Genomic DNA, 15,649 nt, shown 5'->3' with positions numbered 1-15,649 from the left:
GGTGAGAAATTTCAAGAACCAGCTCCTGTTCAAACTCAAGCGGCACTTTCTAGAAGTGCTGCGCACCAAAACCTCTGATCATTCCGTGGCGATGGGTTTTGCCGTGGGTAGCTTTGTGGCCATACTTCCAACGCCAGGAGTAAGCATTCTGATAGGTATTATCATCGTGGCTATCTTCAAGAAGATCAACAAATACGCATTATTTCTGGCCATGATTGTCTGGAATATCTGGACACTTGCTCCTATCTATTGGGCCAGCTACGAAATCGGCCAAGCCATATTTGGTAATACTGAAGTCGTCGTTTGGGAATTTGAGCAACTAGACCAGGCTTTTGAGTACACAAGAAGATTTCTGATTGGCAATCTATTCCTGTCTATACCAATTTCTATACTTAGCTATTTTTTGATGAAAGCTGGAGTGAGAAGGTATAAAGCAACTAAGTATAAGAACTAAAAATACTGACTAAACCCAACTTTAAAAACCAGCATATTCCAGTTATTCTCGACCAAAGGATAATGAATATTGTTGGGTTTTACTTCTACACCGTCTTTTTCCAGATAGGTAGAATTGCCTGGCGACTGTCTCATTACTTCTATAAATAACTTGTTGTATGGATTCTTTAGTGCAAACTGCAAGTTGATTGAAACACCATAGTCAGGCCTGGCGGCAGTGTAATCCTTCAACGTCTGGTTTGGTGTTCTTTCTCCTTCGCAATCACACGTATTGTCTTGAGCAAAAGTTCTGGCACCAAAAATCATGGTCCCAGCATGAGCACCCAAGGCCAACTGAAACTTTTTATTTTTAATGATATTGTATTTCATAGCAAAATGAAAACTAAAGATATTTTGGTTGGTACGGATTTTATCAAAATCATTAAACAAAGAATCATAGGCATATCGCTTCAAAGGATAAAACGCTGTAGACAAACCCAGATAGAATCTATTTGATGAAAATGCTTGTGAATAAAACCCCACTTCTAAGCCGCCAGGTCTGTAGCCAATATTTCGAGGAGCACCCATAATACTAATCCCATATTTCCATTCTGTCTTATCACTTCGTATTATGGGCGTGGTCGGGTTTTCCATTTGAGGTTTATACTCTTCAGAATTAGCAAAATTATCATTGTTGTCATTAGATAATATATCAAAGAGCAGGTCAAAAAAAGAGTCGCTATTATCACAAGATTGAGCGCTGCTTGGTGAAATGCTCACAAACAGAAGCACTGAGCAAAATAGGAAGTATTTAGTTGATTGGTCAATGGTCATAAGCGCAGTAGTTTCATGGCAATAGACAACATTGATGCCAATATCGGTTCATCAGTCTTTTCGATGTTTTGTCAGGATCACGAGTTGGAAGTTTTTGTTGAATCTTTAAAAGCTCCATATGGCAAATGAGGGTTTATGACCCTTTTCTAGTAGAATAATTCTAAATAACAGGAATTAAGAATATCCATTTGCAAAAGCCAATTCAATTGCCATACCTTTGTCCTACATTAAATCCTAAAAACAGGAAAACTATGATGGTGCAGAATATACATATCGAACCAAATCCCGGGCGCAAGTAGTCAGTAGCTGACTTTATATTCTGCCCGGTCCCAGTACTAAATCTGAGGTCGGGTTTTTTTATGTCCAAATTACGGACATATCCTAAATCCATTTTTCAAATATTATTTCTTAACAGATAAGCATCATGCCGTATTCGGCCATGTGTTTATCTCGACCATGTATTTTCTATATGGTCAAAACAATTGCATAATGGGCAATCATAAGATACGAGGCAAAGACCTCAAAATCATTAATTATAAAACAAATAGGGCTAAAAGCCTGGCCATCGATATTATGTCGATGCACTATAAACATATTTCTAAAATTGAAAAGTTAAATGTATTAAAAGCGGTTAAAAACAATCCTAATGAATATCTCGATGATCCAATTTTAGGCGTATTGGCAGATGAGTTTGCTGAGAAGGAACAGTTGAAAGCTAAAGAAGAAATCCAATTGTTGAGAGGTTCTGGAGACTTCAAAGTCTTTGGTAGGAAGCACATTTCCAGTAATGCCTATCGTCAAATGGAACTTGCTATGAGTCTCCCAATTGCTGAAAAAGGTGCTTTGATGCCAGACGCCCACATGGGTTATGGACTTCCTATTGGAGCAGTATTGGCTACGAAAAATGCTGTGATACCCTATGGAGTAGGTGTTGACATAGGATGCAGGATGAGCTTAAGTGTTTTTGATATTCAGCCAGAATACCTCAAACGCAACCGTTACCAGTTCAAAATGGCGCTAAAAGAAAAGACCTATTTCGGCTCTGGTGGTAGCCTCAATATTCAACAACAACATGAGGTGTTGGATCGTCAAGAGTTTGGTTATACTCCACTTCTTAAGCAGTTGCATAGCAAGGCTGTTCAACAATTGGGTACTTCAGGCTCTGGAAATCACTTTGTTGAATTTGGCGAAGTTGAATTACAAGAGAACAATGATTTAGGTATGCCGGAAGGTAAATATCTAGGGTTGTTGTCTCATTCAGGATCGAGAGGTTTTGGTGCTGCAATCGCAAGACACTACACAGGCCTGGCAAGAAATCAATGTTTGTTGCCTCGTCAGGCACAACATTTTGCCTGGTTGGATATGAATTCTGATGAAGGTCAGGAGTATTGGCTATCAATGAACCTAGCAGGTGATTATGCGAAAGCATGCCACGATCAAATTCATTTGAATTTAAGCAAGCATCTTGGAATTGAGGCTATAGCACGAGTAGAGAACCATCACAACTTCGCTTGGAAAGAAGCTGGGTTGACTGGTGAGGAATTGATTGTGCATAGAAAAGGAGCAACACCTGCAGCCAAAGGTGAACTGGGGATTATCCCTGGATCGATGGCCACGGATGGATACATCGTGAGAGGCAAGGGAGAGTCTTCCGGATTGTTTAGCGCATCGCATGGTGCTGGGCGAAAGATGTCACGAGCTCAGGCTAGAAACAGCTATACGAATAGTGCTTTGAAAAAGGTGCTAAGTAGTCAAGGGGTCACATTGATTGGTGGCGGTGTGGATGAAGCACCTATTGCCTATAAGGACTTGAACGAGGTGATGGCGAGCCAAAAGGATTTGGTTGACATCATTGGAAAATTCACACCTAAAATGGTGATAATGGACAAAGGATAGATGAATTATCATGGAAAAGCAAAACGAAAAAATCATACAAATCACCTCTGGCAGAGGCCCGGCAGAATGTTGCTGGGTGGTAGCCAAGGTGTTGAAGCTCTTGTTGAATGAAGCAAATGAATCTAATATAGAATCCACGATTCTACATCGTGAACAAGGAACAGAAAATGGAACATTGTTTTCTGCAAGCCTCAAATTGGAAGGGAAGAATTTAGACTCCTTTCTAACAAATTGGTTGGGTACGGTGCAATGGATTGGACAAAGTAAATTCAGAAAATATCACAAAAGAAAGAACTGGTTTGTAGGTGTAAACGAATTGACACTCAATCAGAAAAACACTTTTAATAGTAAGGATATACGGTTTGAATTTACTCGATCCGGAGGACCAGGGGGACAGCATGTCAACAAGGTAAGTACGGCAGTCCGAGCGACTCATGTTCCAAGTGGAGCAGTGGTATTTGTTTCCAACAGCAGATCGCAATTGCAAAACAAACATGAAGCAATCAAACGAATGCAGGAAGTATTGGAAATAAAGTCACTTGAACAAGATAAAAAGCAAGTACAAGCGAGTTGGCAAAATCACAATGAACTAGATCGCGGTAATCCTGTGAGAATATTCAAAGGGACAGATTTTAAACCCAATTATAAAAACAAGAATTATAAGTCAAATAGAAAGTCCAGCAAGCAGGATTTTCTTAGACATCTAAACGAATAAATTATAGAACAATGTCTATCACATTAGCAGATCAATATTATCTAAAAGCACTTGATGATTATGATTACAGTTTTACCGAAGTGTTAGAGAACCTCAATTATGCATTGAGCTATGACACGGAACATGCTGGAGCAAATTACCTAATGGGTAAACTTTACATGGAGCAGTTTCAGAAATTCGATTTAGCCGAAGAGCACTTTGTCGCAGCTATGTCCACTGATCCTGAAAATATCAATACATGCGAGAACTTTGCATGGTTGATGGTCAAGACACGCAGATACAAGGAAGCGCTAAAATTAATCAACTACGCACTCGACTTGAAAGGCGCTCTTTTGCCAGAATTACTCAGATTAAAGGCTTTGACTTTTGAATTGACGAAAGAATATGACAAAGCCAAAAATGTTCTCAACGAGGCTATTGCTGAAAGCTATGACTCCAGGTATATAGATTTTCTAGAGGATGAGAAGAATAGGGTAAACAGGAAACAGGAAATGAATCAGAAAGTTTCATATCATGTTTCATAATAGGTAGTACGGAATGAAAGCCATGCTGCCTTCATTTATTGATATAATTAGTTATTTAATGGGGACTAAAGCCAAGTTGTAGATCTTGTCTTTTTTGCCCTCAATTAGAATGAAGTATTCAAAAGATAAAATAGTAGCATTACATGAATCCGGTAAGAAACTTAAATATTTATTCTTCTGGGGTCACGAACGTAGTAGGAATGGAGAAGTAACTAGCTCCTGTTTTAGTCAGTGGTATGCCTCACCATTTACAGTTGACAACATTGTTTATCCTACAGCTGAACATTGGATGATGGCTTGTAAGGCCAGACTATTTGAGGATTCAGAATCCTGCGTCAAAATATTAAAAGCAAAGTCACCAGGCGAAGCTAAAAGCATCGGCAGACGAGTCATAGGTTTTGATCAAAGCTTATGGGATGAACAAAGATTTGATATTGTTGTCAAAGGAGGGTTTCATAAGTTTACTCAAAATCTATCTTTGAAGAAGTATTTGATTAATACCAAAAGTAGAGTGCTGGTTGAAGCAAGTCCGGTTGATAGTATTTGGGGAATAGGATTGAATAGTGAACATGAATTTGCCTCTATCCCGACTAAGTGGAGAGGATCAAATTTGTTAGGATTTGCGTTGATGAAAGTTAGAGATATGATAAGCGATTTGTAAATAGTTGACTTATGAGTAGATCAAAAAAGAAGACACCGATTCAAGCTATTGCCAACTCAGATTCTGAAAAGGAGGATAAGAGAGAGGCCAACAGAAAGTTTAGAAGAACGATTAAGCAACAGTTAGTCTATAGAGTCTTATCAATTGAGTACGTATAAGTTTAAACTAAGCAGCACTTCTTATACTTTTCTCCACTGCCACAAGGGCAAGGATCATTTCTTCCTGGATCTTTTTTTGCATGAAATGAGCTCAATTGTATTGTATTTGTGAGGCTTTGATTGAAAATTTCGGACAACTGATCATATAGTTTCGGATGTTTTTTCTGAAGCAGATGTGGACGTTCAAAAAGTATTCGGAGGCTACAGCAAAAAATTCTTGTTTATTGGTTGTTGCGTACTCATTGATATCGGATCGCTGGTTAATAATTTCAGCTGATTTGTGATTAATGAAATCCAGCCATGGAAGAGTAAATGATTTGTCCTCATAACCAGGCGGAATACCATCAATTGCTCCAGATTCTTTATCAAATAAATGAACAAATTCATGGATGCCCACATTCTTTTTATCATTTGAAATATCAAACCCAAGATGTAGGGAAGGTTTGGATAAAATGACTTTACCTTCCATGGCACCGTTGCCAACCATTCCGGTTATGATTTCACTTTTACTTCCAATATTAAAATTTCTATCAAAGGAATCAGGATACAATAGGACTTCATCCAGGTGGCGGTAAGTCCAGGCCGGAAACCCAAACAATGGAATGACTGCACTACTGGCCACCAAGATTCTATCTTCAACCGATACGTTTGTTTTTACACCTGTAATTCTTACTGCTGATAAAAAATTTGCCAAATCATTTTTGAAACGAAGCCTATCTTTGTCGTTCAAATTTCTATAGAAGTTTACTTTTTCAATAAGAATTTGATCCCATTTTTTTGGAGAGGCAAATGGAGGACTAGTGCGTTCAACCTGCTTCTTATTGTAAAGTAAGGTTGCTCCGGCTACCACAACCAAAAGAAGAATGTAAATCATGTACTATTATTTTGCTCAACTTTTGTCCGAAAAGATCATATGTGTTGAAGTACCAAAATTCCCATATACTAAAAGAAGTAAACTTAGCAGATAATCATAGACTATTCAGGTTATTTTCAATATCATTGAAGTTGACATTTCTAAACTAAATAGAACAAATGCTTGAGAACATTCTTACCCTGTTGATGCTTGTTTTGCTACAGGCAGTCCTGGGATTTGACAACTTACTTTATATATCGATTGAATCCAAAAGAGCACCTTTAGATAAACAAAAGATGGTTAGAACTACCGGTATCGGTCTGGCCATTATTCTTAGAATTATACTTCTCTTCGTTTTGGTGAATCTCATTAAATATTTTCAAAATCCAATTTTTCATATTGATCTTTTCGGATGGGTAGATGGCACATTCAACATTCATAGTTTGATTGTGATATTTGGTGGTGCATTTATTCTTTACACAGCTATCAAAGAGATTTGGCATCTAGTGTATTTGGAAGAACATGATGATGACGTCAAAGACAACACCTCGACCACTCGGATTATCATGATGATTGTGTTTATGAATTTGATTTTTTCTTTCGACTCCATATTAAGCGCTATGGCTTTGAGTGATGTATTTTGGGTAATGGCAACGGCGATCATCATTAGTGGAGTACTTATGATTTGGCTGTCGGATAAAGTGTCGGTCTTTTTGGCCAAAAACAGACTTTACGAAGTACTTGGATTATTCATTTTGTTTCTCGTGGGAGTCATGCTTTTATCTGAAGGAGGGCATTTAGCACATCTGTCCCTTTTTGGTAGTGAGATCACTCCGATGAGTAAGGCCACCTTTTACTTTGTAATCTTTGTTTTAGTTGTGGTAGATATCGTTCAAGGTAAATACCAAAAGAAATTGCTCCTAGCGAAAGAAAAAAGGCAAAAAAATGGCTAAAAGAAGAATAAAGCCAATTGAAGGGCTTCGGGTTTTTATGCACGATCTGTTCGATTTGCATGAAGACAAAGAGCGGGAAAGTAAGACTATTGAGGATATTTGCAAAGGAGTCGAATTTAAGGGGACGAATCTTTGGATTTTAATTTTCGCCATCATAATTGCCTCTATCGGGCTCAATGTAAATTCTACTGCTATCATTATAGGAGCCATGCTCATATCTCCGCTCATGGGCCCTATCATGGGTATTGGATTAGGGGCCGGTATCAATGACTTTGATCTGATTAAGAAAGCTTTCAAAAACCTTAGCGTGGCGGTTGGCATCAGTGTCATGACTTCTGCATTTTATTTTTGGGTTACTCCACTACACGAAGCACAATCTGAACTTTTGGCGCGTACTTATCCTACAATATGGGATGTAATGATTGCTTTTTTTGGAGGATTGGCCGGAATTATTGCCGGTTCCAGAAGAGAAAGATCTAATGCCATTCCTGGAGTCGCTATTGCTACAGCTCTCATGCCTCCTCTCTGCACGGCCGGATATGCATTAGCGAACCTCAATTGGTATTTCTTTGTTGGGGCATTCTACCTTTTTTTTATCAATAGTGTATTTATTTCAGTAGCTACCTTTCTGATCGTTCGTTTTTTGAAGTATCCTAAACGGAAATTTGAAGACCCCAATTCGGAAACCAATGTAAAGCGATCAATCGCTGTATTTGTCATTATTACGATTATTCCAAGTGTTTATCTGGCCTATCATTTAGTTCAACGAACACTCTTCGAGCAGAATGCAAAATACTTTGTGTCAACAGAATTCGATTTTGCCGAGACGGAAGTCATCAATAGCAGTTTTTATTATGATGCTGATAGTAGTTCTATTGAAGTTACGCTCTATGGAAAAACATTGGATTCAGTTCAGATTGTTGATATCAAAAGGCAGATTCCTATTTTTAAACTAAACCCAAAAACGCATTTGATCCTTCATCAAGGGTATGAGCACGAAGTTGACCTTGGCCAGGAATTCGAAGAAATGAGCACTAAATTAAAGATTGATATCATTGAAGACTTGTACAAGAAAAACGAGGCCCTGATTGAATCAAAGGATGAACAAATTGCGGTTTTGGAAAGGGAGATTTTGCGACAGCAGGGCCGCTATTATCCTGTGTCTGATTTGTCGGCTGAGTTGAAAATTCATTACTCAACCATGACTTCTTTTGCGCTGAGTGATGTCATACGAAAAAACATGCAGGAAGAAGTCATGGACACAGTCTGTTATGCGCTAATCAAATTTTCAAAAACTCCTCGAAAATCCGAATTGATGAAAATCGAATTGTGGCTTGAGCAGCGGTTGAAAACAGAAGAAATTGAGCTTGTTCTCTTATAGACAAGTCTACGATTTTGTATTCTTCTTGGCCTTAGTCTTTGTGGCCTTTTTAGCCTCCGCTTCGGACTGTATAAATACCCTAGGCTGAAGTTTTTTGTCACTTATGGTATTCATAATACCCTCCAGGTTCTCAGATATGGTCTCTAATCCAGAAGCCAACTGTGCGTTTTGTCCATAACCCAATTTTTTTTGCCTTTCAATAAATTTGCTCAGGATGTGGTCCCAACGTGATTGCTCTTCTTCGTTCAGCGACCCATTAATTTCCTTAAATTTTAATAAGTTGGCTTCGGCATTCGAAGTCAAAGTTTGAGCCTCGTTTTCATAATGACTTTGAATGATAACATCGACTTCAGATTCGTTCATCAATGGAAGAATCTTTTCTGCCATTTTATTCATATCTCGGTAAGATCCCTGCAATTTGAACGGAGGCTCTGTGCGATATTCATCAGACATAGCAGCTGATTTGATATAAAGTAGGTTTACATTGAGCACCACATTTCGCACGGTAATCAAATGTTTGATCACAGCTACATATTCTTGAATTTCGTCAGCGCTGTGATTCCCCTCAAATTTCAAGCCCTCGGAGGTTCCTGTCTCCGCCATTTTGAGTATGGTCTGAACATCATCCAGACTTCTTGAAACCAGCCTACTTAAAATTGTATTAGAGGTAAGACAATTTTCTATATAGCTCAATTTGAACACTTCCTCATTCTCTCCAATGACGTCTCCTAGATTGTACGTATCCGCACGATTGGAGAGCATGTCGGGAATTTGAAACTTGTCTCCCGACTCCGTATATGGATTGCCTGCCATGACTACGCATACTTTTTTACCTCGAAAATCATAGGTTTTGGTTTTTCCTTTGTAAACACCTTCAATTTTTCGTTGCGCATCGCACATTGAAATAAATTTTTGAAGTAGTTCAGGGTTGCAATGCTGAATATCATCCAGATAAATCATGACATTGTTTCCCATTTCAAATGAGAGATTTAGCTTTTGAAGTTCCTCCGCTGAAGCCGCGTTGGGTGCATCAGCTGGATCTAAAGAAGTAGCCTCATGTCCGATGGCAGGCCCATTGATTTTCATAAAAATTACACCTAGCCTACTTGCTATATATTCCATTAAGGTTGTTTTACCATACCCCGGAGGGGAAACAAGCAGCAATAGTCCCATAAGGTCGGTTCTTTTATTTTCTCCAGCTGTACCCATCTGCTTGGCCAAGTTGGATCCAATTAAGGGGAAATATACCTTGTCAATCAGTTGATTTCTTACAAATGATGACAGCACTCTTGGTTTGAATTCATTTAACCGAAGATCGGTCTTGTAATCTGAAGAAAGTGCCTTTTTCAATTCCTGAAGTGCATGATACTTGGGAGCAATTTCTCTATTGTACTGCTTCATTTTCGTTAAAAAATGATTGAGATGAAAATTATAACCTTCCTTAGCAATTATTGTGTGGTCTCCTTTGAGATCTTTTAGATTTTGTTCGAGCGATATCTGCTGTATGTGTTTGTCTGAATAATTATCATAAAACAATAGAAGCGCTGTTTCATTTACAAAGAAAGTCATATCATTCATTTCCTGGTCTAGCGCTATATAGGAGTTGAGCCATTTTAAAATCGTTCTTACTGCATTAGCAGGTTGATCAGCCAAAGGCTTGACTGAACTGCGGAAATCATTTTCAGATTTTGTCGACTTCAGATATTTCAGAAAATCCTGATGCAACTGTGCAGCACTTGAACTGATGGTAAAGAATTCTTTTGAATCAGCTCGTCAAATAGATATTCTGCTACCTCATCAAAATTGACATCATGTACATAGAAGAGGTTCTCGCATTTTGTAATCTCAGTCACAAGATCTGCCTTTAGGCCATCGAACTCTTCAGAAGAAGGAAATACTTTTAAGATAATTCCTGCGGCTTTCAATTGATGGTGCAATACCTCTTTGATTTCCTGCGATATGCATGATTGCCAAAAGAAAATACCTAATGCTCGAACCGCAGGAGCATGCCGTAAAACGCCTGCACCATCCGACAACTCGATCAGTTTGTTGAGAATAATTAACGCATCATATTCATGAATACCTTTTATATACCCTTCCTGATAGCGTGTAGTCATTTCTTTTTGAATGAAGGACAGCTTATTTTTTTCCGAAAGTGCTAGAAAGGTGGCCTTATCCATTTCATTTTGAGGATCGATTAGCAATTGGAATAATGAAAAGGCTAAATACTCTCCTCTGTAGACCTCACTATTTTCCGAAACTACAGACTGGTCCCACAACGATGATAAAGCATTTAATTGTTCATGTTCGATAAGTTCAAAAAAATCAGTTCCAGCTAAGTGGAAGTGTGGAGCCTTGTTTTTTATTACCATACTTAGGTCTAAATCCAGGTTATTGGTATAAAATTTATGATTCCCCATCGTAATGATATTATCTCCATCGGTAAACAGCTCTTGCTTATCCTTCAATTGACGCAGAACATCTTCCTTAATGGTCTTGAGCTGACTTTGTAGGTCATCTGCCTTTACAGTCTCCTCCATCTCTACGAGCTGAGTCGACATGTTTCTGATTTTTTCTACCATTAAATCTGCAGCAAAATAGCTGTTGATATCTTGCTTGGAGCTGAAAGTGGCTGCTTTATTTTTTACCGCACTGAGTACTCTTTCAGCGGCCTGGAAAAGTTGATTTGACTTTTTGTTGCGTTGTTCGGTTAGGTGAAGTTTTTTTGCTTCAAATGCATTGTATACCTCTTCTCTTTTTTGTGTAATTACTTCAATAAACTCACCGAAATCAGAAAATCTTCCTTCTAATTCTTCTACCTGAACAATGAGCTTGGTAAGATATTCTTCGCATTGTTCTGGAGTATCGCAGATATCAAGATAGTTGGTTACCGACTGTTCTAGAAGTTTAAGGGTGGCTCCAAATTCAGCTTTCCCTTCATTTGAAAGCATTTCTTTGCGTCGCTTAGACAGTGCCCCTTTGAGCTGATTGTATTCGCCGTAGATTTCAGATATGTTTTCAATAATTCGAGTGGTCTGAGTTGCGTCAGTGATTTTAAGGTTGGAGACCGTTGAAATTAGCAAATCTAATTCTCCCGCAATTTGATCCCCATCTAATATCAATTCGTCTGCCTCGATAACTTTTTTTACCTTTTCGATTTTAGTCTGATAGGTTTTAATTTTTTCTTCATAGGGTTTCAGCGCATGCTCCTGCATCAAAAATCTCACACATGATTCTGAAACAAAATCTCCTGCTTCAGAGAGGTCGTTATCAAATTCCTCAAGTTTACCAAGATTGATGTATCTCAAATCTTTTGCGCTAATCACTTCTCCTCGTATGGCGCGCACTTCTCCCAACAAGTCCACATATGAATTTATATTACCAAAAGAGGCCTTTGACTTTTTTAAGGCGTCATTGACAACTGTCTCAATTTCAGAAAGCCTTACCTGAGCTGTTTCCTGTATTCGGCGTACTTTTTCATATTCGTCTACAGCGGATTCAGCTACTTTTCGGATTTCGGTTAGTGAGCTTTTAATATCAAGCGTCTCATGCTCTCCAATCCAGTAGTAGGAATCTATGATATCGGTAGATTTTTTAATGACATCCAGATATAACTCCGAATAAATGTCTTCTCGACTTATAAGGTTTATAATTTCCTGGCATTCCGCCATGGCACGAACTACATCTTTGTTTCCTATTTTCTGTAGGAATGACTTCTTCTGCTCTGGTGCTTTGAAATTTGGACCGGTAAAGGGTGTTTGCCAAATTTGAATGGCATGATGTTTTTTAGGTTCTTCATCTGCTCTGAATATGCAAGTTTCACCATTTTCAAATACAGTAAACCCATGGCAAATGATCGGGTTTTCGACTTTTTGAGAAATGATATTGTAATTGAGTAATAAGTATATGCCTTTCAACCGATTATAAAATACATACCAAAAATCTTCTCCATTGAGTGAAGTGATCTTTCGTTCGAAAAGCATGTCCTCCAAGTCGAGGTCAAATTGTTTGTATTCCCCGCTTTGCAGATAATATCCATTACTAAATATGAGACCATGATCGTCAGGAAGTAAAATACATGCCTCTGCTATTGCATCTATACGTTTTACTTCTTTCAATTTCTCATTGTAAACCAGATACCGTGCTTCTTCCTGATACGGGATCGCTTTGATAATGATAATATGACCAACAATGGCGTAATAAAATTCAGCATCGTCCAGTGTTTGCTGCTCATGGTCAACCTTTTCACTATAAATACCAGCGCCATCCTCAGTATTGTCTTCAATTTTGACAGTCAAATCACCCCCTACTGTCTCAACAAATACGCGATCTTTGATTGATACATGAGGGTGAAGACCATCTCGATAATCTTCTCTTCTTGTGCGTTTCCACTTGAACTCATGTTGACTCGGGAATTTATACTCATGATCACTCCGATTATCAATATAGATCAGTTTTTCACCTTTGATTTCCCATTTGAAAGTTTTGACGTCATCAACTTTATTGCCAATACGGAAAACCATGTGTAGATGAATACCAGTAATCTTAAATCTAAGAAATTGCGAGTTTTTGTAGTACTTATAGAGTTTCTGAAAGTCGTCAAGAAAAACGCTGTCGTTGAGAAGGTCGCCAACAGTGTGCTCGTGAAATTGATGGTCTTTGAACTCATAATAGCTAAATACGTCGGTGGGCTTCACTTCGCTTCTTAATCCTACGTGTACATTATAACCAAATAGAAATCTATTACCAATGGCACACATATCCCATGGTATGCAATTATTATCGGTGGTGATTCGTTCGGTAGCGAGCACCTTGGTCTCTATCGTTCCAAATACATCCTTTCTTTCTTTATTAAGTGAATTCAATGTGTTTTTTAACTCATTGGAATGACTCACGATTCTTTTGCGAAGGATTTCATAGGTTCCCGCGTCCATGGTGCTCGATGTATTGTTTTGTGAAGGGTCTTCAGACATAGTGATCTTGGTCAGAATGAAAATAAATTGACAAAGTGATCCTGCAGGACATGGTAAAGGCCCTGCAGGATTTCTAATACAATCCGGGAAGTTATATTCCCAGATCCGAGATCTTATGATCGGTAATTCCCAAAGCCTGGGAGACATTGCCTAGCTGTTGCAGGAGGTTAATGTCATTAGCAGAACTGGCATGTCCGGCTAACTTGATCAACAATGCGGAAACGCTCAAGTCTTTTATATCTTGAGCAGAGATGCCAAACTGATTAACAAAATCAGTCAATCTGTGTTTGAACCCCTCTCCACTTTCTGTACTAAAAAAGGTGTCTTTGACTTGGGTAAGCGTATCACTATGCTTCATGAGTTTATCCACTGACTTGCCTTTTGTGATTGATCCTACGATCTGCTCAAAGAACATGGTTTCACCTCCGACAATTTCAATATTGGCTGCTTTCAGTGCTTCCGAAATCACATTTGCCTGAGAAAGGGCAATTTCTTTTTGGATGGCAATTCTAGACAACTCGACTTCTTTATCGGTATTCAGCTGGAGTTTAAATTCTTCATGAGATTTTCCAACTTCATCCAATTGCTTCATCGCATTGGCTTTTTCTTTGATGCCATCTGCATCTGCAGAGAATTTATCTCTCATAACTTTGGCTTCTGCCAGACCCATTTTTTCTTCCGCCTGAGCCTTTAGTTCTGTGACCTTAGCTTCTGATTCGCCTTGTTCAAGGTTTACTTTGGCAGCAACCAATCCTAATTTTTCGTCAGCTTCTGCCTGAGCCAAACCTTTTTGCCTTATTCCCTTAGCTTCTGCTTCTGCCTGAGATTCAATGATTGAAGCTGCAGCATCACCTTCTTTTTCACTTGCCGCAGCCTTAGCTTCCATGACTTGCGCTTCTGACATTCCGATAGCTGCTGCTTCAGCAGCCTGGGCTTCGGCCAATGTTTTCTTGGCCTGAGCCCTGTGCATAGCTGCACTTTCCGCAGCTTGGGCATCTATCAATTGCTGCTTCGCAAGATGCTCAGAAGCTTGTTTCTTAGCTTCTGCATCTTTGATTTGTTTTACAAGTGCTTCTTCTGCATCCTTTTCGGCAAGTGTAATCGCAACCTTTTTCGTTCTATCAGCCTCTGCAATCGCTTCAATATCCTTCATCCGTTCCTTTTCTTCGACCACAGTCTTTTCAATAGTCACTCGTTCTCTGATTACATCCTGGATGTTTTTGCGTTCTTCTTCAACTGCTTTGAGTTTTTCGATCTGAGCTATTTCCACAAATCTCTCTTTGTCTGTCAGCTCCAATTGCCTTGCTCTGTCTACTTTTTCTGTCTCTACAGCTTCAGTTCGTTCCTTATTTTTTTGTGCGACCACCACTTCTCTGAGACGGTTCTCTTCAGCAACTTGAATCTCTTCTTCAGATGTAATCCTGGCCCGCTCAGCTTTAAGTCGCTCTTCTTCTTTGATTTTAGCTGTTTCGGCTTCTTCTCTTGCTTGCACCGTTTCGACCTCTCTTTTTTGTTTGGCCTCTGCTTCTGCCTGTTGCCTTTCTAATTCAAGGATGGTTTCTTTAGCTTCTACATCCTGCTTGGTCAGCGTCTTTTCTTTTTCTCTTTCAATTTGATTAGATTGAACCTTTTGTTGAGATGTCAACTGGATAATTTTCTTTATACCTTCAGAGTCCAGAATATTTTTTTCATCTAATTCTGTCATTGGTGTTTGCTCCAGATAATCTATGGCACAATCGTCAAGTACATATCCATTCAAGTCTGTTCCAATAATATTTAGTATGTCTTGTTTGAAATTGTCTCTACTACTATAGAGGTCAACGAAGTCAAAGTTTTTTCCAACTGTTTTCAATGCTTCCGAAAATTTAGCATCAAAAAGTAGCTCAATACTCTCTTGATGAGAAGCACGCTGGCTACCAATAGATTGGGCTACCTGTTTGACATCCTCCATGGTTTGATTTACACGGACAAAGAAGGTAACCTTAATATCTGCTCGCATGTTATCTTTACAGATTAAGCCTTCTCTCCCGGTTCTTGAAATTACTATTGTTTTAAGTGTGATGTCCATCACCTCTAATTTGTGGATGACGGGTACAACGAAAATTCCTGAAAATGAAACTTTGGTACCCCCCATACCAGTTCGAACCATGGCTTCACCTTGAAGTGCTTTCCGATACATCTGAATGATTGCGGTGATAAGTCCGATAAATATGAATACTGATAGTATAATAACTACGTAAAAAATTGGTCCAGTCATAATTTGAATATT

General features: G+C 38.8%; 14 protein-coding genes. 8 read left to right on the top strand and 6 right to left on the bottom strand.

Translation table 11 applies throughout. The features are described from left to right. The first annotated feature begins 1 nt into the window (after position 1). Complete coding sequence (locus tag ACO6S2_RS04995; protein ID WP_422361419.1) at positions 2-454, top strand: DUF2062 domain-containing protein; 453 nt, start codon at positions 2-4, stop codon at positions 452-454. Here the strand turns inward: ACO6S2_RS04995 and ACO6S2_RS04990 are convergent. Beyond that, positions 451-1,266: a hypothetical protein gene (locus tag ACO6S2_RS04990; protein WP_422361418.1), complete on the bottom strand. Its 816-nt coding sequence runs from the start codon at positions 1,264-1,266 to the stop codon at positions 451-453. The genes ACO6S2_RS04995 and ACO6S2_RS04990 overlap by 4 nt on opposite strands. Before the next feature lie 489 nt (positions 1,267-1,755). On the opposite strand from ACO6S2_RS04990, the gene ACO6S2_RS04985 reads away from it, so the two are divergent. From ACO6S2_RS04985 to ACO6S2_RS04965, 5 genes are all read left to right on the top strand, one after another. Next, the gene (locus ACO6S2_RS04985; protein WP_422361417.1) at positions 1,756-3,162 is read left to right on the top strand and encodes an RtcB family protein; all 1,407 of its coding nucleotides are present in this window, start codon (positions 1,756-1,758) and stop codon (positions 3,160-3,162) included. 10 nt (positions 3,163-3,172) lie between these two features. Further along, entirely contained in the window at positions 3,173-3,877 is a 705-nt protein-coding gene (prfH, locus tag ACO6S2_RS04980; RefSeq protein ID WP_422361416.1) for a peptide chain release factor H, read from the top strand. Positions 3,878-3,888: 11 nt separating this feature from the next. Continuing rightward, a complete protein-coding gene (locus tag ACO6S2_RS04975; protein ID WP_422361415.1) occupies positions 3,889-4,401 on the top strand; it encodes a hypothetical protein in 513 nt (170 codons plus the stop codon). A gap of 109 nt (positions 4,402-4,510) precedes the next feature. Then, positions 4,511-5,062 (top strand): NADAR family protein, encoded by a 552-nt coding sequence (locus ACO6S2_RS04970; RefSeq protein WP_422361414.1) that lies wholly within the window; start codon positions 4,511-4,513, stop codon positions 5,060-5,062. An 11-nt stretch (positions 5,063-5,073) separates the two neighbouring features. After that, the gene (locus ACO6S2_RS04965) at positions 5,074-5,220 is read left to right on the top strand and encodes a hypothetical protein (protein WP_422361413.1); all 147 of its coding nucleotides are present in this window, start codon (positions 5,074-5,076) and stop codon (positions 5,218-5,220) included. A 2-nt stretch (positions 5,221-5,222) separates the two neighbouring features. Here ACO6S2_RS04965 and ACO6S2_RS04960 read toward each other — a convergent pair whose 3' ends face one another. Then, positions 5,223-5,315 (bottom strand): SEC-C metal-binding domain-containing protein, encoded by a 93-nt coding sequence (locus tag ACO6S2_RS04960; protein ID WP_422361412.1) that lies wholly within the window; start codon positions 5,313-5,315, stop codon positions 5,223-5,225. Next, the gene (locus ACO6S2_RS04955) at positions 5,312-6,094 is read right to left on the bottom strand and encodes a zinc-dependent peptidase (RefSeq protein ID WP_422361411.1); all 783 of its coding nucleotides are present in this window, start codon (positions 6,092-6,094) and stop codon (positions 5,312-5,314) included. Before ACO6S2_RS04955 ends, ACO6S2_RS04960 begins: the two co-directional genes overlap by 4 nt. A 158-nt stretch (positions 6,095-6,252) precedes the next feature. Between ACO6S2_RS04955 and ACO6S2_RS04950 the strand changes: the two genes are divergently transcribed. Both ACO6S2_RS04950 and ACO6S2_RS04945 read left to right on the top strand, forming a co-directional pair. Then, positions 6,253-7,026 carry a TerC family protein gene (locus ACO6S2_RS04950; protein ID WP_422361410.1) on the top strand — a complete coding sequence of 258 codons (774 nt, stop codon included), beginning with the start codon at positions 6,253-6,255 and terminating at the stop codon, positions 7,024-7,026. Next, positions 7,019-8,407 carry a TIGR00341 family protein gene (locus ACO6S2_RS04945; RefSeq protein ID WP_422361409.1) on the top strand — a complete coding sequence of 463 codons (1,389 nt, stop codon included), beginning with the start codon at positions 7,019-7,021 and terminating at the stop codon, positions 8,405-8,407. The genes ACO6S2_RS04950 and ACO6S2_RS04945 overlap by 8 nt, the downstream gene beginning before the upstream one ends. A gap of 6 nt (positions 8,408-8,413) precedes the next feature. On the opposite strand, the gene ACO6S2_RS04940 is transcribed toward ACO6S2_RS04945, so the two are convergent. The 3 genes from ACO6S2_RS04940 to ACO6S2_RS04930 all read right to left on the bottom strand — a co-directional run bounded on the left by ACO6S2_RS04940 (position 8,414) and on the right by ACO6S2_RS04930 (position 15,637). Then, a complete protein-coding gene (locus ACO6S2_RS04940; protein ID WP_422361408.1) occupies positions 8,414-10,132 on the bottom strand; it encodes an AAA family ATPase in 1,719 nt (572 codons plus the stop codon). Then, positions 10,114-13,380: a DNA repair ATPase gene (locus tag ACO6S2_RS04935; RefSeq protein ID WP_422361407.1), complete on the bottom strand. Its 3,267-nt coding sequence runs from the start codon at positions 13,378-13,380 to the stop codon at positions 10,114-10,116. The genes ACO6S2_RS04940 and ACO6S2_RS04935 overlap by 19 nt, the downstream gene beginning before the upstream one ends. A gap of 91 nt (positions 13,381-13,471) precedes the next feature. Next, positions 13,472-15,637 carry a flotillin family protein gene (locus tag ACO6S2_RS04930; RefSeq protein WP_422361406.1) on the bottom strand — a complete coding sequence of 722 codons (2,166 nt, stop codon included), beginning with the start codon at positions 15,635-15,637 and terminating at the stop codon, positions 13,472-13,474. Positions 15,638-15,649: the final 12 nt, after the last annotated feature.

Source organism: Reichenbachiella sp., assembly GCF_965233835.1.
GTDB lineage: Bacteria > Bacteroidota > Bacteroidia > Cytophagales > Cyclobacteriaceae > Reichenbachiella.
This window is presented reverse-complemented; position numbering and strand designations above follow the sequence as displayed.

What these genes read in the sequence shown, in the direction of transcription:
- ACO6S2_RS04990 (WP_422361418.1), bottom strand. Translation starts at nt 1,266, where the DNA reads ATGACCATTGACCAATCAACTAAATACTTCCTATTTTGCTCAGTGCTT.
- ACO6S2_RS04985 (WP_422361417.1), top strand. Translation starts at nt 1,756, where the DNA reads ATGGGCAATCATAAGATACGAGGCAAAGACCTCAAAATCATTAATTAT.
- prfH (WP_422361416.1), top strand. Translation starts at nt 3,173, where the DNA reads ATGGAAAAGCAAAACGAAAAAATCATACAAATCACCTCTGGCAGAGGC.
- ACO6S2_RS04975 (WP_422361415.1), top strand. Translation starts at nt 3,889, where the DNA reads ATGTCTATCACATTAGCAGATCAATATTATCTAAAAGCACTTGATGAT.
- ACO6S2_RS04970 (WP_422361414.1), top strand. Translation starts at nt 4,511, where the DNA reads ATGAAGTATTCAAAAGATAAAATAGTAGCATTACATGAATCCGGTAAG.
- ACO6S2_RS04965 (WP_422361413.1), top strand. Translation starts at nt 5,074, where the DNA reads ATGAGTAGATCAAAAAAGAAGACACCGATTCAAGCTATTGCCAACTCA.
- ACO6S2_RS04955 (WP_422361411.1), bottom strand. Translation starts at nt 6,094, where the DNA reads ATGATTTACATTCTTCTTTTGGTTGTGGTAGCCGGAGCAACCTTACTT.
- ACO6S2_RS04950 (WP_422361410.1), top strand. Translation starts at nt 6,253, where the DNA reads ATGCTTGAGAACATTCTTACCCTGTTGATGCTTGTTTTGCTACAGGCA.
- ACO6S2_RS04945 (WP_422361409.1), top strand. Translation starts at nt 7,019, where the DNA reads ATGGCTAAAAGAAGAATAAAGCCAATTGAAGGGCTTCGGGTTTTTATG.
- ACO6S2_RS04935 (WP_422361407.1), bottom strand. Translation starts at nt 13,380, where the DNA reads ATGTCTGAAGACCCTTCACAAAACAATACATCGAGCACCATGGACGCG.
- ACO6S2_RS04930 (WP_422361406.1), bottom strand. Translation starts at nt 15,637, where the DNA reads ATGACTGGACCAATTTTTTACGTAGTTATTATACTATCAGTATTCATA.